Source organism: Klebsiella sp. C349492, assembly GCF_042055345.1.
Classification (GTDB): Bacteria; Pseudomonadota; Gammaproteobacteria; order Enterobacterales; family Enterobacteriaceae; genus Klebsiella; species Klebsiella scottii.
The window spans coordinates 82,651-102,951 of record NZ_JANQCE010000009.1 but is presented as its reverse complement, the minus strand read 5'-3'; the positions used below and the strand labels follow the sequence as shown (position 1 = coordinate 102,951).

The 20,301-nt window shown below is 56.1% G+C and carries 21 protein-coding genes; 13 read left to right on the top strand and 8 right to left on the bottom strand.

Features of this window, described 5'->3' with window-relative positions:
• Nucleotides 1-2: 2 nt before the first annotated feature.
• The gene (gene metB / locus NWP14_RS25850) at nt 3-1,163 is read right to left on the bottom strand and encodes a cystathionine gamma-synthase (protein ID WP_041143440.1); all 1,161 of its coding nucleotides are present in this window, start codon (nt 1,161-1,163) and stop codon (nt 3-5) included.
• 268 nt (nt 1,164-1,431) lie between these two features.
• On the opposite strand from metB, the gene metJ reads away from it, so the two are divergent.
• A complete protein-coding gene (metJ, locus tag NWP14_RS25845; RefSeq protein WP_004869405.1) occupies nt 1,432-1,749 on the top strand; it encodes a met regulon transcriptional regulator MetJ in 318 nt (105 codons plus the stop codon).
• Nucleotides 1,750-1,856: 107 nt separating this feature from the next.
• Here metJ and rpmE read toward each other — a convergent pair whose 3' ends face one another.
• On the bottom strand, nt 1,857-2,072 hold the full coding sequence (gene rpmE / locus NWP14_RS25840; protein WP_041143439.1) for a 50S ribosomal protein L31: 216 nt from the start codon (nt 2,070-2,072) through the stop codon (nt 1,857-1,859).
• 246 nt (nt 2,073-2,318) lie between these two features.
• Here rpmE and priA point away from each other — a divergent pair, with 246 nt between their 5' ends.
• The 7 genes from priA to rraA all read left to right on the top strand — a co-directional run bounded on the left by priA (nt 2,319) and on the right by rraA (nt 10,302).
• Nucleotides 2,319-4,514: a primosomal protein N' gene (priA, locus tag NWP14_RS25835; RefSeq protein WP_375216206.1), complete on the top strand. Its 2,196-nt coding sequence runs from the start codon at nt 2,319-2,321 to the stop codon at nt 4,512-4,514.
• A 151-nt stretch (nt 4,515-4,665) separates the two neighbouring features.
• Nucleotides 4,666-5,694 (top strand): DNA-binding transcriptional regulator CytR, encoded by a 1,029-nt coding sequence (gene cytR, locus NWP14_RS25830; protein WP_095105384.1) that lies wholly within the window; start codon nt 4,666-4,668, stop codon nt 5,692-5,694.
• Nucleotides 5,695-5,785: 91 nt separating this feature from the next.
• Nucleotides 5,786-6,763, top strand: a complete 978-nt coding sequence (gene ftsN / locus NWP14_RS25825; protein ID WP_095105434.1) for a cell division protein FtsN — start codon at nt 5,786-5,788, stop codon at nt 6,761-6,763.
• A gap of 91 nt (nt 6,764-6,854) precedes the next feature.
• Nucleotides 6,855-7,385, top strand: a complete 531-nt coding sequence (gene hslV, locus NWP14_RS25820; protein WP_095105382.1) for an ATP-dependent protease subunit HslV — start codon at nt 6,855-6,857, stop codon at nt 7,383-7,385.
• Nucleotides 7,386-7,394: 9 nt separating this feature from the next.
• On the top strand, nt 7,395-8,729 hold the full coding sequence (hslU, locus tag NWP14_RS25815; protein ID WP_331833601.1) for an HslU--HslV peptidase ATPase subunit: 1,335 nt from the start codon (nt 7,395-7,397) through the stop codon (nt 8,727-8,729).
• Nucleotides 8,730-8,797: 68 nt separating this feature from the next.
• Complete coding sequence (gene menA / locus NWP14_RS25810; RefSeq protein ID WP_095105380.1) at nt 8,798-9,724, top strand: 1,4-dihydroxy-2-naphthoate polyprenyltransferase; 927 nt, start codon at nt 8,798-8,800, stop codon at nt 9,722-9,724.
• A 92-nt stretch (nt 9,725-9,816) separates the two neighbouring features.
• Nucleotides 9,817-10,302, top strand: coding sequence for a ribonuclease E activity regulator RraA (rraA, locus tag NWP14_RS25805; RefSeq protein WP_095105378.1), 486 nt, complete (start codon nt 9,817-9,819; stop codon nt 10,300-10,302).
• A gap of 57 nt (nt 10,303-10,359) precedes the next feature.
• On the opposite strand, the gene pfkA is transcribed toward rraA, so the two are convergent.
• From pfkA to NWP14_RS25775, 6 genes are all read right to left on the bottom strand, one after another.
• The gene (pfkA, locus tag NWP14_RS25800) at nt 10,360-11,322 is read right to left on the bottom strand and encodes a 6-phosphofructokinase (protein WP_095105376.1); all 963 of its coding nucleotides are present in this window, start codon (nt 11,320-11,322) and stop codon (nt 10,360-10,362) included.
• A 202-nt stretch (nt 11,323-11,524) separates the two neighbouring features.
• Nucleotides 11,525-12,421 (bottom strand): CDF family cation-efflux transporter FieF, encoded by an 897-nt coding sequence (fieF, locus tag NWP14_RS25795; RefSeq protein WP_095105374.1) that lies wholly within the window; start codon nt 12,419-12,421, stop codon nt 11,525-11,527.
• A gap of 242 nt (nt 12,422-12,663) precedes the next feature.
• Nucleotides 12,664-13,320 carry a type VI secretion system-associated protein TagO gene (locus NWP14_RS25790; RefSeq protein WP_282916499.1) on the bottom strand — a complete coding sequence of 219 codons (657 nt, stop codon included), beginning with the start codon at nt 13,318-13,320 and terminating at the stop codon, nt 12,664-12,666.
• Nucleotides 13,321-13,324: 4 nt separating this feature from the next.
• Nucleotides 13,325-13,657 (bottom strand): zinc ribbon domain-containing protein, encoded by a 333-nt coding sequence (locus NWP14_RS25785; RefSeq protein ID WP_048757645.1) that lies wholly within the window; start codon nt 13,655-13,657, stop codon nt 13,325-13,327.
• A gap of 110 nt (nt 13,658-13,767) precedes the next feature.
• Nucleotides 13,768-14,016 (bottom strand): ogr/Delta-like zinc finger family protein, encoded by a 249-nt coding sequence (locus NWP14_RS25780; RefSeq protein ID WP_071995702.1) that lies wholly within the window; start codon nt 14,014-14,016, stop codon nt 13,768-13,770.
• A gap of 44 nt (nt 14,017-14,060) precedes the next feature.
• Nucleotides 14,061-15,215 carry a phage late control D family protein gene (locus tag NWP14_RS25775; RefSeq protein WP_268961836.1) on the bottom strand — a complete coding sequence of 385 codons (1,155 nt, stop codon included), beginning with the start codon at nt 15,213-15,215 and terminating at the stop codon, nt 14,061-14,063.
• 153 nt (nt 15,216-15,368) lie between these two features.
• Between NWP14_RS25775 and NWP14_RS25770 the strand changes: the two genes are divergently transcribed.
• Genes NWP14_RS25770 through NWP14_RS25750 form a run of 5 tightly spaced genes read left to right on the top strand, consistent with a single transcriptional unit; the run spans nt 15,369 to nt 20,293 of the window.
• Complete coding sequence (locus tag NWP14_RS25770; protein ID WP_268961837.1) at nt 15,369-16,550, top strand: phage tail sheath subtilisin-like domain-containing protein; 1,182 nt, start codon at nt 15,369-15,371, stop codon at nt 16,548-16,550.
• The gene (locus NWP14_RS25765; protein WP_023328126.1) at nt 16,550-17,065 is read left to right on the top strand and encodes a phage major tail tube protein; all 516 of its coding nucleotides are present in this window, start codon (nt 16,550-16,552) and stop codon (nt 17,063-17,065) included. The genes NWP14_RS25770 and NWP14_RS25765 overlap by 1 nt, the downstream gene beginning before the upstream one ends.
• A 54-nt stretch (nt 17,066-17,119) precedes the next feature.
• Nucleotides 17,120-17,419, top strand: a complete 300-nt coding sequence (locus NWP14_RS25760) for a phage tail assembly protein (protein ID WP_375216205.1) — start codon at nt 17,120-17,122, stop codon at nt 17,417-17,419.
• Nucleotides 17,416-17,592: a GpE family phage tail protein gene (locus tag NWP14_RS25755; RefSeq protein WP_071836356.1), complete on the top strand. Its 177-nt coding sequence runs from the start codon at nt 17,416-17,418 to the stop codon at nt 17,590-17,592. Before NWP14_RS25760 ends, NWP14_RS25755 begins: the two co-directional genes overlap by 4 nt.
• A complete protein-coding gene (locus tag NWP14_RS25750) occupies nt 17,582-20,293 on the top strand; it encodes a phage tail tape measure protein (RefSeq protein ID WP_375216204.1) in 2,712 nt (903 codons plus the stop codon). The genes NWP14_RS25755 and NWP14_RS25750 overlap by 11 nt, the downstream gene beginning before the upstream one ends.
• The last annotated feature ends 8 nt before the right edge of the window (nt 20,294-20,301 follow it).

The following is a 20,301-nucleotide window of genomic DNA, read 5'->3' as shown; positions in this document are numbered from 1 at the left end:
GTTTATTCCTCGTTTGCTGCCCGGAAGCCATTTTCCAGGTCGGCAATTAAATCTTCACCATCTTCAATACCGGTCGAAATACGCAGAAGCGTTTCTGAGATCCCCGCCGCCGCACGTGCTTCAGGCGCCATACCTGCGTGGGTCATCGTCGCAGCGTGAGAAATCAGACTTTCTACGCCTCCCAGCGACTCCGCCAGCGTAAATAGCGACAATCCGCTCAGGAAACGACGCAGCGTCTGCTCATCGCCATCCAGCTCGAAGCTTAGCATCGCACCAAAACCTTTTTGCTGACGCGCAGCAATCTCATGCCCCTGATTTTCCGGCAGAGACGGATGATACAGTTTTTTCACCAACGGCTGAGTTTTCAGATAGTCGACGATCGCCTGCGCGTTGCGCTGGGCAACTTCCATACGCGGGGAAAGCGTACGCAGACCGCGCAGCAGCAGGTAGCTATCGAAGGCCCCGCCGGTGACGCCGATATTATTCGCCCACCATGCCAGTTCGGTGACAGTCTGCGGATCTTTGGCAATCACCACGCCGGCGACGACGTCTGAATGGCCGTTCAGGTATTTGGTGCATGAATGCAACACCAGATCGGCTCCCAGCGCCAGCGGATTTTGCAGAGCCGGGCTCAGGAAGGTGTTATCCACCACGCTCACCGCCCCCGCCTCACGCGCCAGCGTGCAGATTTTCGCAATATCCACCACTCTCAGCAATGGATTACTTGGGCTTTCGACCAATACCAGCTTCGGTTTTTCCGCCAGCGCAGCGCTCAGCGCCTGCTCATCGTTTTGATCGACAAACAGCACGCGGTAGCAGCCGCGTTTCGCCAGGCTATCAAACAGACGATAGCTGCCGCCGTAGCAGTCGTGCGGCGCCACCAGCAGGTCGCCCGGTTTCAGGTAAACGGTGGTCACCAGCAGAATAGCCGACATGCCGGTATTGGTCAGAACCGCACCCGCGCCGCCTTCCAGCTCCGCCAGGGCGCGCTGTACCACGTCACGAGTTGGGTTGCCGCGACGGGAATAGTCATGGGCACGAGGTTCGTTAAAGCCGGTGAAGTTATAGGTGCTGGAAAGGTGGATCGGCGGGACAACGCAGCCGTACTGTTCGTCGTCATTTAAACCGCTACGCACTGCGATGGTGGCCTGTTTACGCGTCATGTTGGGCAGTTCCTGGGCTGAATCGGTGAAATGTCAGACTCCAGAGTAATCATTGTCACAATAGACGTCAATACATCTGGACATCTAAACTTCTTTGCGTATAGATTGAGCAAACTGGAAATAGCCGTTAAAATTATATGCATTAGCGCACATCCGTATCGGCTTATCTCATGTCGGAAAGATGAGTCATGCGGTAAACTACGCGCGATTATGGCCCGGACTCAAGATTCAGGCCCTTAACTAATGACTAGAGGATTAAAGGTATCTCATGGCTGAATGGAGCGGCGAATATATCAGCCCATACGCTGAGCACGGTAAGAAGAGTGAGCAAGTAAAAAAAATTACGGTTTCCATTCCTCTGAAGGTGTTAAAGATCCTCACAGATGAACGCACGCGTCGTCAGGTCAACAACCTGCGTCACGCCACCAACAGCGAGCTGCTGTGTGAAGCGTTCCTGCATGCATTTACCGGTCAACCGTTGCCTAACGATGAAGACCTGCGTAAAGAACGCAGTGATGAAATTCCTGAAGCGGCGAAACAGATTATGCGTGAGATGGGCATCGACCCGGATACGTGGGAATACTAAGCCAATAAAAAAGGGCAGAAGACAACTTCTGCCCTTTTTTATTTCTCAGCGTTTGACGGCGAGAGAAACAAAAAAGCCGCCCTGAGGCGGCTTCTTCTTCCGGCAACTTACTTGCTGCTGCCCGGTACGCTGAAGCGCTTGTTGAAGCGGTCAACACGGCCACCGGTAGCAACATCACGCTGTTTGCCAGTGTAGAACGGGTGGCATTTACCGCACACGTCGAGGTTCAGGTCGTGACCTACGGTAGAGCGGATTTTCATGACGTTACCGCAAGAGCAGTTAGCAGTAACTTCTTCGTATTTCGGGTGAATATCTTTTTTCATGGGAGAACCTCAGTTAAGGCCGCGTCGCTCTTCCAGCCCTAACGCCAGACACCACGCGATGTTAATAATTTCCCGTAGACTTTCCGCCGTGCGGAATTCATGGGTAATAGTATACGCTTTGATGCTGCACGAAGCACACCAAAGGCGGCGAATCATACAGAATTTGACCGGCAGATGCAAACTGATCCGCGAGCCCTTATCACAATGTGTATACTAACCGGCCAGATTTCAAGTCAGGAAGATGACATGCCCGTCGCCCACGTAGCCCTGCCCGTTCCGCTGCCTCGTACCTTTGACTATTTGCTCCCTGAGGGCATCACGGTCAAAGCGGGCTGTCGCGTGCGCGTGCCGTTTGGTAAACAGGAGCGCATTGGAATTGTCACCGCGATTAGCGAGCGCAGCGAGCTGCCGCTGGATGGGCTCAAGCCGGTCGCAGAAGCGCTGGACGCCGAGCCGGTTTTTTCTTCCTCTATCTGGCGGCTGCTGCTGTGGGCTGCCGACTACTACCATCACCCGATTGGCGATGTGCTGTTTCACGCTCTCCCCATCGCCCTGCGCCAGGGAAAACCGGCCAGCGCGACGCCGCTCTGGTACTGGTTTGCAACCGAGCAGGGCCAGGCGGTTGACATCAACGGCCTCAAGCGTTCGCCGAAGCAGCAGCAGGCGCTGGCCGCGCTGCGTCAGGGAAAAATCTGGCGTCACCAGGTAGCGGAGCTGGAGTTCAGCGACGCGGCGCTGCAGGCGCTGCGCGGGAAAGGGCTCTGCGAGCTGGCGAACGAAGCGCCGGCCCTTACCGACTGGCGGACCGGCTTTACCGTACCCGGAGAGCGGCTGCGCCTGAATACCGAACAGGCCACCGCCGTCGGGGCGATCCACAGCGCCTCTGACCGCTTTTCCACCTGGCTGCTGGCGGGGATCACCGGCTCAGGGAAAACCGAAGTTTATCTGAGCGTGCTGGAAAACGTGCTGGCGCAAGGCCGCCAGGCGCTGGTGATGGTCCCGGAAATCGGCCTGACGCCGCAAACCATCGCCCGCTTTCGCGAGCGCTTTAACGCTCCCGTTGAGGTCCTGCACTCCGGACTTAACGATAGCGAACGCCTCTCGGCGTGGCTGAAAGCTAAAAACGGCGAGGCGGCGATAGTTATCGGCACCCGCTCGTCGCTATTTACCCCATTTAAAGACCTCGGGGTGATCGTTATTGATGAAGAGCACGACAGCTCCTATAAGCAGCAGGAAGGCTGGCGCTATCACGCCCGCGACCTGGCGGTGTGGCGCGCCCACAGCGAGCAAATCCCGATTATTCTCGGCTCAGCAACGCCGGCGCTGGAGACGTTACACAACGTTCGCCAGGGCAAATATCGCCAGCTGAAGCTGACCAGGCGCGCGGGGAACGCCAGCCCGGCCCAGCAGCACGTGCTGGATTTGAAAGGCCAGCAGCTGCAGGCAGGGCTCTCTCCCGCGCTTATTGCCCGGATGCGCCAGCACCTGCAGGCCGATAATCAGGTCATCCTGTTTTTAAACCGGCGCGGCTTCGCCCCGGCGCTGCTGTGCCATGACTGCGGCTGGATTGCCGAATGCCCGCGCTGCGACAGCTATTACACCCTGCACCAGGCGCAGCATCATCTGCGCTGCCACCACTGCGACAGCCAGCGGCCTATACCGCGTCAGTGCCCCTCCTGCGGCTCGACGCATCTGGTGCCGGTAGGGCTCGGCACGGAGCAGCTGGAGCAGGCGCTGGCGCCGCTGTTTCCCGAAGTGCCAATATCCCGCGTTGACCGGGATACGACCAGCCGCAAAGGGGCGCTTGAGCAGCATCTCTCCGATATTCATCGCGGCGGGGCGCGTATTCTGATTGGCACCCAGATGCTGGCAAAAGGTCACCACTTTCCGGATGTCACCCTGGTCTCTCTGCTCGACGTTGACGGGGCGCTGTTTTCCGCCGATTTCCGCTCGGCGGAGCGCTTCGCCCAGCTCTACACCCAGGTATCAGGCCGCGCGGGCCGCGCCGGAAAACAGGGCGAGGTGATCCTCCAGACCCACCACCCTGAGCATCCGCTGCTGCAAACGCTGTTATATAAAGGCTATGACGCCTTCGCTGATCAGGCGCTCGCCGAACGTCAGGCGATGCAGCTGCCGCCGTGGACCAGCCACGTGCTGATTCGCGCGGAAGACCATAACAACCAGCAGGCCCCGCTGTTCCTGCAGCAGCTGCGTAACCTGCTGCAGGCCAGCCCGCTGGCCGACGATAAGCTGTGGGTTCTTGGCCCGGTTCCGGCGCTGGCGCCAAAGCGCGGAGGCCGCTGGCGCTGGCAGATCCTTCTGCAGCACCCGTCGCGCACTCGCCTGCAGCATATCGTCAGCGGTACGCTGGCCCTGATCAATACGCTGCCGGAAGCGCGCAAGGTGAAGTGGATGCTGGACGTCGATCCTATTGAAGGTTAAGCCTTCTCTTGCGAGGAGGATCGAAAAAATTCAATGCTCATCACGTTTTTCATGAAAATTCTGTAACTCTCCGCATCGACTATCTGATAAAAATGTTGTTGATGTCAGAACACAAAGGATGTGTCTGCGCCAGTCAGCGAGGAGAAAACAGGTGAAGCCCAAAAAACAGGTGGTTGCCGCCACGATGAAAGACGTAGCCCTGAAGGCTAACGTTTCAACGGCAACCGTATCCCGAGCGTTAATGAATCCCGATAAGGTTTCACAAACTACCCGTAATCGGGTGGAGCAGGCGGCGCTGGAAGTCGGCTATTTGCCGCAGTCGCTCGGGCGGAATATGAAACGCAACGAATCGCGCACGATTCTGGTGATTGTGCCGGATATTTGCGATCCCTTTTTCAGTGAAATCATCCGCGGTATCGAAATCACCGCTGCGGAACAGGGGTACCTGGTGCTGATCGGCGACTGCGCCCATCAAAACCGTCAGGAAAAAACCTTTATCGACCTGATTATTACCAAGCAGATCGACGGCATGCTGCTGCTCGGCTCCCGGCTGCCGTTCGATGCCGGCGTAGAGGAGCAGCGCAATCTGCCGCCGATGGTAATGGCGAATGAGTTTGCGCCGGAGCTTGAGCTGCCCACGGTGCATATCGATAACCTCACCGCCGCATTCAACGCCGTCAACTACCTGCACGAGCTGGGGCACAAGCGTATTGGCTGTATCGCCGGCCCGGAAGAGATGCCGCTGTGTCACTACCGTCTGCAGGGCTACGTTCAGGCGCTGCGCCGTAGCGGGATAACCGTCGAGCCGCAGTATATTGCGCGCGGTAATTTTACCTATGAAGCCGGTTCAAACGCCCTCGAGCAGCTTTTATCGCTGCCCGTGCCGCCAACGGCCGTATTCTGCCATAGCGATATTATGGCGCTGGGGGCTCTGTCGCTGGCAAAACGCCGCGGCCTGAAAATTCCTGACGATTTGTCTATTATTGGTTTCGATAACATCTCTTTGTCTGAATTTTGCGATCCGCCATTGACGACCGTTGCGCAACCGCGCTTTGATATTGGCCGCGAAGCGATGCTGCTATTGCTGGACCAGCTACACGGCCACAGCGTCAACAGCGGCTCGCGACTTCTTGACTGCGAGCTGATCGTTCGCGGCAGTACGCGAAAAATCAGAGCATAACCATCAGGCTTTCGGGCCTGCTCTTCTGGTCAAAGGCCCGCCGCTTAAGTAACATGGCGGGCTGACGAATGAATAAGACAGCGAAACGATAGTGGCACAACGAGATTATGTACGCCGCAGCCAACCGGCTTCTTCGCGGCGCAAAAAGAGCAATACCCGAAGCTCAAGGAACAAGCAAAGCAGCCTTCCTGCTGTTTCACCTACTATGGTGGCAATCGCGGCGGCAGTGCTGGTGGCCTTTATCGGTGGACTGTACTTCATCACGCACCACAAAAAAGAAGAAGCTGAAGCGCTGCAAAATCGCCAGGTGGCGGGCAACGGCCTACCGCCGAAACCGGAAGAGCGCTGGCGCTATATTAAAGAGCTGGAAAGTCGTCAGCCTGGCGTACGTGCGCCTACTGAACCGACGGCCGGCGGCGAAGTGATGAAGCCCGAACAGCTGACCAACGAACAGCGCCAGCTGCTGGCCCAGATGCAGGCCGATATGCGCCAGCAGCCCACTCAGCTGACCGAAGTGCCGTGGAACGAACAGACCCCGGCGCAGCGTCAGCAGACGCTGCAGCGTCAGCGTCTGGCTCAGCAGCAGGTACAGCAGCAGCAGTGGGCGCAAACCCAGCAGCAGGCGCCGGTGCAACAGCCGCGCGTGCAGCAGCGGGTCGCAGAACAGCCGATCCCGCAGCCGAAGCCGGTACAGCAGCCGAAACAAACGGCGGCCGCGCAGCAGCCGTATCAGGATCTGCTGCAGACGCCAGCGCATACCGCAACGGCGCCTAAAACACAGGCGGCCGCGCCGGTTGCGCGGGTTGAAGAAGCGCCAAAAGCCGCTGCCGAGAAGAAAGACGATCGCAGCTGGATGATCCAGTGCGGCTCCTTTAAAGGTGCTGAACAGGCGGAAACCGTGCGCGCTCAGCTGGCCTTTGAAGGCTTTGCCTCGCACATCACCACCAACAACGGCTGGAATCGCGTGGTCATCGGGCCGCTGAAAGGCAAGGAAAATGCCAACGACATGATCGGCCGCCTGAAAATGGCCGGACACGCAAACTGCATTCGTCTCGCCGCCAGGGGTTGAAACCCTCAAAATCCCCCCCATCTATAATTGCATTCCGCCCCGCGTAAAGCGCGGGGCCCCTATTCCGCTTTTGTAACCAAGGGGTCTGCTCGTGACAACAATAGTTAGTGTTCGCCGTAACGGCCATGTGGTTATTGCCGGTGATGGCCAGGCCACGCTGGGCAACACCGTAATGAAAGGCAACGTGAAAAAAGTCCGCCGTCTCTACAATGACAAAGTGATTGCGGGCTTCGCCGGCGGCACCGCAGACGCCTTTACGCTGTTTGAACTGTTTGAACGTAAACTGGAAATGCATCAGGGCCATCTGGTCAAAGCCGCCGTTGAGCTGGCGAAAGACTGGCGTACCGACCGCATGCTGCGCAAGCTGGAAGCGCTGCTGGCGGTAGCGGATGAAAATGCCTCCCTGATCATCACCGGTAACGGTGACGTGGTGCAGCCAGAAAATGATTTAATTGCTATCGGCTCCGGTGGTCCCTACGCCCAGGCCGCTGCCCGCGCTCTGCTGGAAAATACCGATATGGGCGCTCGCGACATCGCAGAGAAGGCGTTGAATATTGCAGGCGATATCTGCATTTATACCAACCATTTCCACACCATCGAAGAATTAGCCTCTAAAGCGTAAGGATCTCCCATGTCTGAAATGACCCCACGCGAAATTGTCAGCGAACTGGACAAACATATTATTGGTCAGGACGCGGCTAAGCGTTCTGTCGCTATCGCTTTGCGTAACCGCTGGCGCCGCATGCAGCTTACCGAAGAGCTGCGCCATGAAGTTACGCCGAAAAACATTCTGATGATCGGCCCAACCGGCGTCGGTAAAACTGAAATCGCCCGTCGCCTGGCAAAGCTGGCCAACGCGCCGTTCATCAAAGTTGAAGCGACCAAATTCACCGAAGTGGGCTATGTCGGTAAAGAAGTGGATTCCATCATCCGCGATCTGACCGATGCGGCGATCAAAATGGTCCGCATGCAGTCCATCGATAAAAACCGCTATCGTGCGGAAGAGCTGGCGGAAGAGCGCATTCTTGACGTGCTGATCCCGCCGGCGAAAAATAACTGGGGCCAGGCCGAGCAAAATCAGGAGCCGTCCGCGGCTCGTCAGGCATTCCGTAAAAAACTGCGCGAAGGCCAGCTCGACGATAAAGAGATCGAGATTGACCTTGCCGCTGCGCCGATGGGCGTAGAAATCATGTCCCCTCCGGGCATGGAAGAGATGACCAGCCAGCTGCAGTCCATGTTCCAGAACCTGGGCGGGCAGAAGCAGAAACCGCGGAAGCTGAAAATCAAAGACGCGATGAAGCTGCTGATTGAAGAAGAAGCGGCAAAACTGGTTAACCCGGAAGAGCTGAAGCAGGATGCGATCGACGCGGTAGAGCAGCACGGTATCGTATTTATCGACGAGATCGACAAAATCTGTAAGCGCGGCGGCAATAGCTCCGGCCCGGACGTGTCTCGCGAAGGCGTCCAGCGCGATCTGCTGCCGCTGGTTGAAGGCTGTACCGTCTCAACCAAGCACGGCATGGTGAAAACTGACCACATTCTGTTTATCGCCTCCGGCGCATTCCAGGTGGCCAGCCCGTCGGACCTGATCCCTGAACTGCAGGGTCGTCTGCCGATTCGCGTTGAGCTGAAAGCGCTGACTACCGAAGATTTCGAGCGCATCCTGACCGAGCCGAACGCCTCGATTACCGTGCAGTATAAAGCGCTGATGGCGACCGAAGGCGTGAACATCGAGTTCACCGAAGAGGGTATCAAGCGTATCGCTCAGGCCGCATGGCAGGTCAACGAAACGACCGAGAACATCGGCGCGCGCCGTCTGCACACCGTCCTGGAGCGTCTGATTGAAGATATCTCCTACGATGCCAGCGAAATGAACGGCCAGAGCATCACCATTGATGCTGAATATGTCGGTAAACATCTCGATGTTCTGGTGGCAGATGAAGATCTGAGTCGTTTTATCCTATAATCCGGTTCAATGTATTTTCATCACAATCGATGGGGCTATATATAGCCCCATTTTTTTGGCCGGGAATTATGACTGAACAACCGATAAACCGAACCCAGGCCTGGCTGGAAAGCCTGCGCCCCAAAACGCTGCCTCTGGCCTTTGCCGCTATCGTTGTCGGCACGACGCTTGCGTGGCACCAGGGTCATTTCGATCCCTGGGTGGCTCTGCTGGCGCTGATTACTGCCGGCCTGCTGCAAATTTTATCTAATCTGGCTAATGATTACGGCGATGCGGTAAAGGGCAGCGACAAGCCCGATCGCATAGGCCCGCTGCGCGGGATGCAAAAAGGGGCGATCAGCCAGGCGCAGATGAAACGCGCGCTAATCCTCACCGTAGTGCTGATTTGTCTTTCCGGACTGGCTCTGCTGTTTTCCGCCTGGCAAACCATGGCCGATTTTATTGGCTTTATGGTTTTGGGTGGCCTGGCCATCGTGGCGGCAATCACCTATACCGTCGGTACCCGCCCTTACGGCTATATCGGCCTTGGCGATATTTCGGTGCTGGTCTTCTTTGGCTGGCTGAGCGTGGCGGGAAGCTGGTACCTTCAGGCCCACACGATTGCCGCAAGCGTCTTCCTGCCGGCAACGGCCTGCGGCCTGCTCGCGGCGGCGGTACTCAATATCAATAACCTGCGCGATATCGATAGCGACCGGGAAAACGGCAAAAACACGCTGGCCGTGCGCCTTGGTCCGATCAACGCCCGCCGCTACCACGCCTGCCTGTTAATCGGCGCTCCGCTATGCCTGGCGCTGTTTAATCTGCTTTCTCTGCACAACCCGTGGGGCTGGCTGTTTATCCTCGCTACGCCGCTGCTGGTGAAGCAGGTGCGATTTGTCATGCGCGAACGCGAACCGGTGGCGATGCGTCCGATGCTGGAACGTACGGTAAAAGCGGCCCTGTTAACCAACCTGCTGTTTGTCATCGGGATTATTTGCAGCAAGCTGGTGGGTTAACTGACAAATATCAATTAACAATTGATGATTTTGCCAACAATGGGTTTCGCGAGATATACTAAAAACTCTCGCAGCAACTGAACGTTAAGCCTATGAAATACGATACTTCCGAGCTTTGTGACATCTACCAGGAGGATGTCAACGTAGTGGAACCTCTGTTCTCCAACTTTGGGGGACGGTCGTCGTTTGGTGGACAAATCATCACGGTGAAATGTTTCGAGGATAACGGGTTGCTATACGATATGCTCGAACAGAACGGCCGTGGTCATATTTTGCTGATCGATGGCGGCGGTTCCGTCCGACGGGCGTTGATTGACGCAGACCTGGCGCGTCTGGCGGTGCAGAATGAGTGGGAAGGAGTGGTGGTTTACGGCGCGGTGCGTCAGGTAGACGATCTGGAGGAGCTGGATATCGGCATCCAGGCGCTGGCGGCCATTCCCGTAGGTGCCGCAGGTGAAGGCATCGGCGAAAGCGACGTACGCGTCAATTTCGGCGGCGTAACCTTCTTCTCTGGCGACCATCTGTACGCCGATAATACCGGAATCATCCTCTCCGAGGATGCGCTGGATATCGAATAACCCGCCCAATAAAAAAGGCCTTCTCTCTGAGAAGGCCTTTTTGTTTTACGCCGAAACTTAGTACAGTTTCTTCGCGCAATCCAGCCAGTCATTTTTGAACGGACGCTTCATGTTCTCGATAGCGTCGATGATGTCATGATGAACCAGCTTCTCGTTCTGAATACCAACACAGCGGCCGCCGAAGCCCTGCAGCAGCAGGTCAATTGCGTAGGCGCCCATGCGGGATGCCAGAATACGGTCATAAGGAACCGGGGAACCGCCGCGCTGAATGTGGCCCAGAACGGTAGCACGCGTTTCACGACCAGTCTCTTTCTCAATGTAGTCAGCCAGCTCGTGGACGTCGCACATGTGCTCAGTGATCGCCACAATCGCGTGTTTCTTACCTTTGGCGATACCCGCTTTAATTTCTGCGACCAAATCGTCGCGGCTGTAATCAACCTCAGGCACCATGACGAATTCACAGCCGCCGGAAATGGCGGCCGCCAGAGTCAGATCGCCGCAATAGCGGCCCATGACTTCAACGACGGAAATACGCTGGTGTGAAGAAGAGGTATCACGCAGACGGTCAATTGCTTCAACAACGGTGCTCAGCGCAGTGAAGAAACCGATAGTGTAGTCGGTACCCTTGATGTCGTTGTCGATAGTGCCCGGCAGACCGATGCACGGGAAGCCCATTTCAGTCAGGCGCATCGCCCCCATATACGAACCATCACCGCCGATAACAACCAGCGCATCCAGCCCGCGCTTTTTCATGTTCTCAAGGGCCACGGCGCGAACATGCTCTTCGCGGAACTCCGGGAAACGTGCTGACCCCAGGAAGGTGCCGCCACGGTTGATCATATCGGAAACGCTATAGCGGTCGAGCTGGATCATACGATCTTCATACAACCCGAGGTAACCGTCATAGATTCCAAAAACTTCCAGACCTTCCGTTAATGCCGCGCGCACAACGCCGCGAATTGCCGCGTTCATGCCCGGCGCATCACCGCCACTTGTCAACACACCGATTTTCTTAATCATGACTACCTCTGAACTTAGGAAGCAAAAAATAATCCTGTTGCCTGAAGCGCTCCCTTACCAGGAGTGCACGACGATAATTGCAATAGTATATCAAACGCTTCTGGCTGAATTGATTCAGGTCAGACCAAACGGCGGTAATTTATACAAATAATGCCGGCCTGCCCCACATTTTACATCGAGTTTACAGACTATAACTCAAAGCTTAAAAAACACCCTGTCGCGCCAGCGGCACCACAGAACAGGGGTCCTGATGGATAATGACATCGGAACCCGGAAAACGATGCAGAATCGCCTGCTCCACCTGGTCGGCAATGACGTGTGCCTGAACCAATGGCAGGTTATCTTCCATTTCCAAATGTATTTGAATAAAGCGAGTCGGCCCTGACTGCCGCGTCCGTAGATCGTGTGCCCCGCTGACGCCCGGCCATGCGGTCACGATATCGATAATGTCCTGACGTTCCTCATCAGGCAGCGCGCGGTCTAACAAAGACTGGACGGCCTCATAGGCCATACGCAGCGCGCTATACAGAATATAGACGCCAATCCCTAACGCAAATAGCGAATCGGCTCGATGCCAGCCGTACCAGGAGAGGCCCAGCGCCACCAGAATAGCGCCGTTCATCATAACATCAGACTGATAATGAAGCATATCTGCGCGCACCGCCTGACTCTGCGTTTTTCTCACCACCCAGCGCTGGAAGGTCACCAGCACCAGCGTACTGAGCAGCGCAATCAGGGTCACAATCATCCCGACGCCCGCCGCCTGCATCGGTTCCGGACGAGCCAGATGCTGAATGCCGGTTAAAAACAGGAACAGCGCCGACCCGGAGATAAACATGCTTTGCGCCAGCGCCGCCAGCGATTCAGCCTTGCCATGGCCAAAGGTATGCTCCTCATCGGCAGGTTGCAGCGAATAACGTACCACCAGGAGATTGGTTAACGAGGCGGCAATATCCACCAGCGAGTCCACCAGCGCAGCCAGAATACTCACAGAGCCGGTATACCACCACGCAAAAATTTTGATCAAAAGTAACGCGGAGGCCATCACCGTCGCCGCAACAGCCGCACGACTCACCAACCGCCCATAAGATTGATTCATAAACGCTCCTTCACCCGCAATGCGCTTAGTATAACCCGATCTATTGTTACGACGGATGGCAAGCGGGAGGTCGTTTAGCTGAATGACAGGCAAAAAAAACCCCCACATCATGTGGGGGAAGACAGGGATGGTGCGCTAAGGGCGGCATCATCCAACTGATAAAAAAGGATTTTTATCAAGCAGTGTCCACACTGCGACCATATCGACAAAAAGCCACGGTTACCCGTGGCTTCCTTTTGCGCTCACTTCCACCCGCATGACTTCTGTAGTGGTTTGATGGCCTCTGAAAGTCCCTTGAGATCGAAAGTGGTGGTGGCTGAATTTTCATTATATGGAGTAATCTGCGCCAGCATTTTTCCAGACTTCTCAAGACTCTTGATAAAATCAATTGTCCTGCCCCTGTAGAAAACTGCTTTTGTATTACCTGATATATCCCACACTTTTGTGACCGCCTTTTGCTTATCAAGCCTGTGAAGCATAGAGGTTTCACCAAGTCCTAAATAGACATCCCAGTTAATGAATAACTCAGTCTTCTTCTCTCTGCATGTAATAAAAAGTACGGGGGTGGAGGTTCTTCCAAAATTTGATGAGATCGGTAAATCGGCTGTCAGCATAGCAAAAACATTTGTCGAGTCATCAATATCTGATTCGACCGTTGATACTTGCCACTTCCCTGTGTCGCTTTTTTCCTCCGGGCTCTGTATCTCATTTGGCGGCAACAACAGATCGTAGCAACCTAACCTTTTTGTACCGTTTTCCTCGGCCTGGCACTTTGCCAAATCATCTTTGCTTATTGTGGGGGCTTCCTCTGTCTTTGGTTTCGGCTTTTCTTGCGCGTGAACCCCCAAAGAAATGAGCGCACCGAAGAAGGTCGCAAGAAATAAACAACTCTTCTTCATGTGGTTATCCCTTTGGTCTTGTGAGAAATACAAGGGTTCCGATTATTACATCACCAATAACCCAAATGGTCCCCATAGCCATCATTCCCAACCCCGCTCCCAAAGCGGCCCCAGCTCTTTCCGCGTCCGATGAGGCTTGACTGATCACCTCGCCGCTGCCACCTAACCCCTTAAAAACAGCGTAGATCATGAAGATATTAAACAGGATGAATACCCATTTAATTAACTTCCCAAAAATTGAGCGGCGTGGTTTTTTTAGCTGCTTGCCACAAGATGGGCACCTCAAAGCGGAATCACTTACTTCCTTCCTGCATTCCGGACAACTGACCAAAGCCATAATGCATCCCCTTAATTATTTAATAATTGCCATTTGTTACAAAACATTTTGATTTTATCGGATTACTCTGAATTGACAAGAAAATAGCCCCGCGAAATGCGGGGCTTGTTTTATACGGCGAGACTTAATTGCGGATCGCCATAGTGGGATGACGGAAACGCATCTGAAGGGATAAATCCAGGCGGTAACTTTTCGCGATGGCCGCGCTTTGTGACCAGTTTTTCAACGCTGTTTAGCGTGGTAAAAGTAATGCTGCATTCAAAGTTTTGGCACTGGTGATAATGCCGTACGGTGGTATTACTCAATGGGCGACTGGTGCGCGTTTTGGCAACGGCACCGCAAATAGGACACTTGAACATGATGGCCTCCCGGGCGGGAGTTGAACTCGCTCATATTATGGCCGTTAACTCTCCGTTTCTGCAATCCATTCAGGTATTTTCGCTTCAAGCTCCAGCTGCGTTTTAAATCCGCCGTCGTCGATCGTGTGCGTGGCCTTCGCAATTATCCAGTCCTGATTATTCATATCCGTCTTGAATCCCGATACCGTGCCGTGCATCTCCGGGTACAGATCTGCGCGGCCGTAAGCCAGCGTCATATTAAATTCGGCGGCGCCGCGTTTGAGCTGTTGCCACTTTGCCGCAGCGGCCCGCTGGGCGGCCGTTTCGTTGTTGAACGTGGTACGCAACACAAATACGTTGCCGTCTTCACCGGCGATATAATCCCCTTCCCTTGCGCTGCTGCGCGGCTTGTTCTCAGTCTTTTTCTTGCGTTCCTTGACCGTGACTTTCTTCTTTTTGCCGAACTCCAGATCCAGCCAGTACGCCTGCACGCCGGTGTAGGCGTCACGGTCGGCGATGCGGAAGGAATGCCGGTCGCCACTGGAGCGGGTGATCGCAAACTGCGGCAGGGCTTTGCCGTTCGCGCTGACGCCGCCACCCGGCAGGATAAACAGAAGGCTACCGTTTTTGATGGTGGCAATAGCCCCCAGCAGGTCGGCCATCCTCGTCAGAAATGACATATCACTTTCCTGGGTCTGGTCGGCGTGATCAATCTCGGCGCTCATCAGCTGCTCGGAAATCACCGGCGTCAGTTTGTAACGCCTGGCGATGGCTGACACGATGCGCTCAACCGTCACGTCATGCCATGACACCTCGCGCTTGACGTTGAACTCATCCCGAAAATCCGCGCTGCGGGCGGTGATCTCCAGTCTGTCCGGCGGCCCCGAATGGGCGACCTCGTCAACGGTGTAAACCCCTTTGTAAACCAGCGGCTCACCCTGCCACCCCAGCGATACCGACAGCTCAGCACCACGCGGCGGCAGTTCAATCAATCCGTCGCTGTCGTCGATAGCAATGGTCAGCTCGTCGGCCTCAAATCCGCGGTTGTCGGTCAGCTCCAGCGAAATAATGCGCGGATCCAGCTGCGTCAGTGCTTTGCCGCCCATCAGGATACTGAACGCCGGCACGCGCGAAAGCTCGGACTGATAGTCCTGGAATCGCTGTACCCCTTCGTCAAGTAGCGCTTTTGCTTTGTCGATAGTGTCTGTCGTCAGTGCCATATGCATTCCCCCGCCGTTGATGGTTTCATGCGCGCGCGATACTGGCGATGGCTTTTTGTTGTGACAGACCGGTCACAACCCTGATGGCACGACAGCGGCCCGCCATCCCGGCGATGATGACCGCGAACTCACTCAACATGATGGCGGTAGAGTATGACCGACAACTTTTTTCACGGGGCGCGCGTCAAGGAAAATACCGACCTCCAGACCGCGATCAATGACATTGATTCAACGGTCATTGGTCTGGTCGCGGTAGCCGAGGACGCCGACCCTGCCACCTTTCCACTTAACACTCCGGTGCTTGTGACGCGTGTTATCAGCGTGCTCGGCAAAGCAGGCAAAACCGGTTCGCTCTACAAATCGCTGAAGGCCATTTCCGACCAGGTCAGCACCCGCGTGATAGTGGTGCGCGTTGCCGAGGCTGAGGCCGGTGAAGGCAATCCAACACAGTCGCAGCTGATTATCGGCGGCACGCAGGCTGACGGCAGTTATACCGGGATGTTTGCCTTTCTGACGGCGGAGCAGAAAACCGGCTATCGCCCGCGCATTCTCGGTATTCCGGAGTACGACACCTCCGAAGTGACCGCGCAGCTGCGTGTTATCGCGAAGCAGCTGCGGGCGTTCTCATACAGCTACTGCGACGGCTGCGACACCATTGCGGAGGCAAAAACCTACCGCGAGACGTTTGCGGAGCGCGAGGGAATGCTGATCTGGCCGAACTTCATCGCCTATAACCCGCTGACCGGTGTGAATGAAGAATTCCCGGCCGTGGCTTATGCGCTGGGTCTGCGGGCGCTTATCGACAACGAGCAGGGCTGGCATAAATCACTGTCTAATGTGCCGGTCAAAAACGTGCTGGGGATTGCGAAGGACGTGTTCTGGGCGCTTCAGGCGGAAGACTCTGACGCCAACGAGCTGAATGCCAACGAGATCACCACGCTGATTAAGCGCGACGGATTCCGCTTCTGGGGCAACCGCACGACGGATACCGGCGAATTTATTTTCGAGGTGTTCACGCGAACCGCGCAGATCCTGGCGGACAGTATCGCAGAAGCGCAGTTCACCACCGTGGATACCCCACTGACCCCCGCGAACGTGAAAGACGTGGTGAGCGGGATTAACGCCAAACTTCAGGCGCTGGTCACGGCGGGCAAGCTGATTGGCGCGGCGACCTGGTATGACGTCGTTGATAACCCGGTAACGGGCATTCGTCAGGGTAAAGCCATCGTGCGCTACAACTACAGCCCGGTGCCACCGCTGGAAGATCTGACAATGATCCAGACGTTCACCGATCAGTATTACGAATCCGCTTTTGCATCGCTGGGAGGTGAATAGTGGCTATTCCTAAAAAACTCCGGCTGTTCACCGTCTTTGTGGACGGCGTGAACCATATCGGCAAAGTCCCCAGCGTGACGCTGCCGAAAGTGACCCGCAAGACCGAAGATTACCAGGGCGGCGGTATGCTCGGTTCGGTAGCGGTTGATCTGGGGCTGGATTCCGGCGCGCTGGACGCATCAATGATTGTCGGTGGCGTGGTTGAAGAGCTGATCCTGAAATACGGCGGTGATATCGACGAAATGCGCCTGCGCTTTGTCGGCGAGTTTTACAGCGGCGGCACCAGCTCGTTACTGGAAGTTGAGATGCGCGGGCGTATCACCGAAATCGATCCGGGTGATGCGAAACAGGGTGATGATACCAACCACACCTACGCCATCAAAAACACCTACTACAAGCTGTCAGTGGACGATAAGCCGCTGCTGGAAATCGACCTGCTGAACTTTATCTACAAGCGCAACGGGGAGAATCTCTACCCGGATCGCATTATGTCGGCGCTGGGCCTCGGCAGCTGATAACCCTTGTTACTCACCTTTAAGGCGGCCTGATGGCCGCCCGGAGAAAATGCTATGTCCGTTATTCTCAGTAAGCCGGTTAAGCGCGGCGATCAGGAAATTATCACCATCACTATCACCGACACCATCAAACAGGCTGGATCGTTGCGTGGTCTGCGTCTGGTTGACGTGCTGAACTTCGATTTTGATGCGGTCTCCACCCTGCTGACGCGCACCACCAGTCCGCAGCTGACCAGCGCCGAGATTGCCGCGTTGGCAACCGGTGACTTCACTGCGCTCTGTGAAGAGATCACGCCTTTTTTGACGAAACCGGCGCCGTCCGTACCGAACGGGGCGGAGACGGGGAACGAATAAGAGAGGCGGTATTTTCTGACGTCGACGATCTGATCGCCGACATTGCAGTTATTTTTCACTGGCCGCCCTCCGAGATGTACGGCATGGAGCTGCGCGAGCTGATGGCCTGGCGCGAGAAGGCGGCCATCAGAAGCGGCAACCATGAACAGGAGGATGACGACGATGGATCTTAGTATTCGCGTTGCGTTCAGTGCTATTGATAAGCTCACCCGCCCGGTCAGTGCCGCCAGCAAAGCGATTGGCGGCCTTTCGGACTCCCTCAAGCAAACGCAGGGCTCAATCAAAGAGGTTGAGCGGCAATCTGCCGCCTTCAACCGTCTACGCGACAGTGTTAAAAAAACTTCCCGCACTATCGACGACACTACCCGCACGCTGGAAGGACTGAAGCAGGCGCAGCGGTCAGGTGCTACGCTGACGGACAAGCAACGCCAGCAGATGACCGATCTCGCGGCGAAGCTGGATCGCCTCAAAGTCCGACGTGATAAAGAGACAGAGAGTCTCCGGGGAGCCTCCGAGGCGCTCCGTCGTCACGGCGTCTCCCTTGCGGGTGGCAGTCAGACCATTGCCAGCGCCATTCGCCGAACCGAGCAATATAACCAGACCCTTGAGCGCGAACGCCGCCAGCTCGCTGCTGCCACGCAAGCGCGCATGCAGTATGACCGCGCGAAAGAGATCGCCGGCAGGATGCGCGGCGCCGGGCTGGCGATGACGGCGGCCAGTGCCGGGGGGTTCTATCTGGGCTCGCGGCTGATGGCACCACAAATTCAGACTCAGGAGCACGCCTCCGTTATTGCCGCTCAGAATGGCGAGAGCGCAGCATCCGGCGGTCGCTACTCTCGCATCATTCAGAACATTAACGCCGCTGGCGTCAGTCGCGATTTAGCCCGTATATCCGAGGCTGTGGCGGGTGTTCGCAGCACGCTGGGCGCGCTCGGTGCGGTGGGTGACGAGGAACTCACGCGCATTTCCCGCAAGGCGCTGGATCTGCAAGCCGCCCTCGGCGGGGATATGACGGAACATATCCAGATGGCAGCGATCATGATGAAAAACGGGCTCGCCCGCAGCAGTGATGAGGCATTCGACCTTATCACGTCTGGCATGCAGCGCGTTTCCACGCAGATGCGCGGCGAGATGCCGGAAATCCTTCATGAGTATTCTACCCACTTCCGCAATATGGGTTTCACCGGCGCGGAAACCATGTCGCTGCTGGTCAATATGGCGCAGCAGGGTAAGTTCGCGCTGGATAAGACCGGGGATGCCATCAAGGAATTCAGCATTCGCGGCTCTGACATGTCAAAAAACAGCGTCAGCGCCTACAAGGCAATCGGTCTTGACGCGGCAGCCATGTCATCGGCAATAGCCACCGGCGGCGAAAGTGCGCGTAAGGCGATGGAGAAGACCGCAAAAGGGCTGCTGTCCATTCAGGATCCGGCGACGCGGGCTAATGCCGCGATTTCGCTTTTTGGTACCCCGATTGAAGACCTGTCTATCGATCAGATCCCGGCGTTTCTTTCGGCGCTGGCGAACGTTTCTAATCGCCTCGGTGATACCAGGGGAAGCGCCGACAGGCTGGGCGACACCCTGCGCGATAACCTGCCCGGTGATATCAGTAAGCTGGGCGGGGCATTCGACGGGCTGCGCACGGAAGTGCTGACGGGGATGGATACCAGCCTTCGGACAATCACGCAGACACTGACGGCCTTCGTCAACAACCTGCGGGCGTGGGTGAGTGAAAACCCGGAGCTTACACAGACTCTGGTGCTTGTCACTGCCGCGCTTGTGGCCCTGACTGGAGCGATAGGCGTAGCGAGTCTCGCCGTCAGTTTCTACGTCGGCCCCTTTGCAAAGCTAAGACTAGCCATTCAAAACATCGGCCTGTCCTCGATCACTGCGACTTCCAGTATTGCCAGGCTCAATCTGGTTCTTTCCGGGACGCGCGTCATTCTTGCTACATTGCTGGGCATCCCCGGTCTGATTGCGCTGGCATTTATCGCGGCTGGGCTGATTATCTGGAAATTCTGGGAGCCCATTAAAGCATTCTTTGGTGGTTTCCTTCGCGGGATATGGGAGGGATTAACCCCGCTCAGGAATGCATTCTCAGCGATGGCGCCAGTATTCTCCTCCTTGGGTGATGCCATTAAAGCAGTGTGGGGATGGTTCAAAGACTTGCTGTCTCCGATGCAGGCCAGCAAGGATACGCTGGATAAATGCGCTACCGCCGGGGAGACTTTCGGGCGGGTGATGAGTTCTGCGCTCAGTTTCCTGCTGTGGCCGCTACAGCAGTTAATGAATGGCGTGGGCTGGCTGCTTGAAAAGCTGGATCTTATTCCAGAAGGGATAGACAAGGCCAGGCAGCAGGCTGACAAGGCACAGCGGGAACTTGAAGCCTCTGCGACAGCGCTGGCCGGGCATCAACTACCCCTGGGTCAGGCGACGGTATCCAAACCAGTTAGTGGCGGTAAGCCGCCGGTCATTACCGGCGTTCAGGGCCACCTGAAAAACATCGATACGAATACCAAAGCAACGGCTAACAACACGAAGAAAGTCGACCCCGGCGACATTGTCTTTAAAAACCTGCCGCGCGCACTGGCGCTACGCGGTGCCTATCAGGAGGCGCGGATTATTCCGCAACCTGTGCCGCGCGTGTCTGCGGCGGCGGCCGGCGGCGTTCTGTCGGTACCGACGGCGACGCAAGGGGCAGCGTCTGCGCCGGTCGCTGCCTCTTCGGGTGCGGCGCCGTTCTTCCAACTGGTCTTTAACGACGTCGGCAAACGCTCGGATCAGGAGCTTGAAAAAATGGTTCACAACGCGGTGCGCGATCTGATGGCCAGCACCCGCAAAACTAACCGTGGTTCATTCCGCGATCGGGAGTAAGGAGGTTT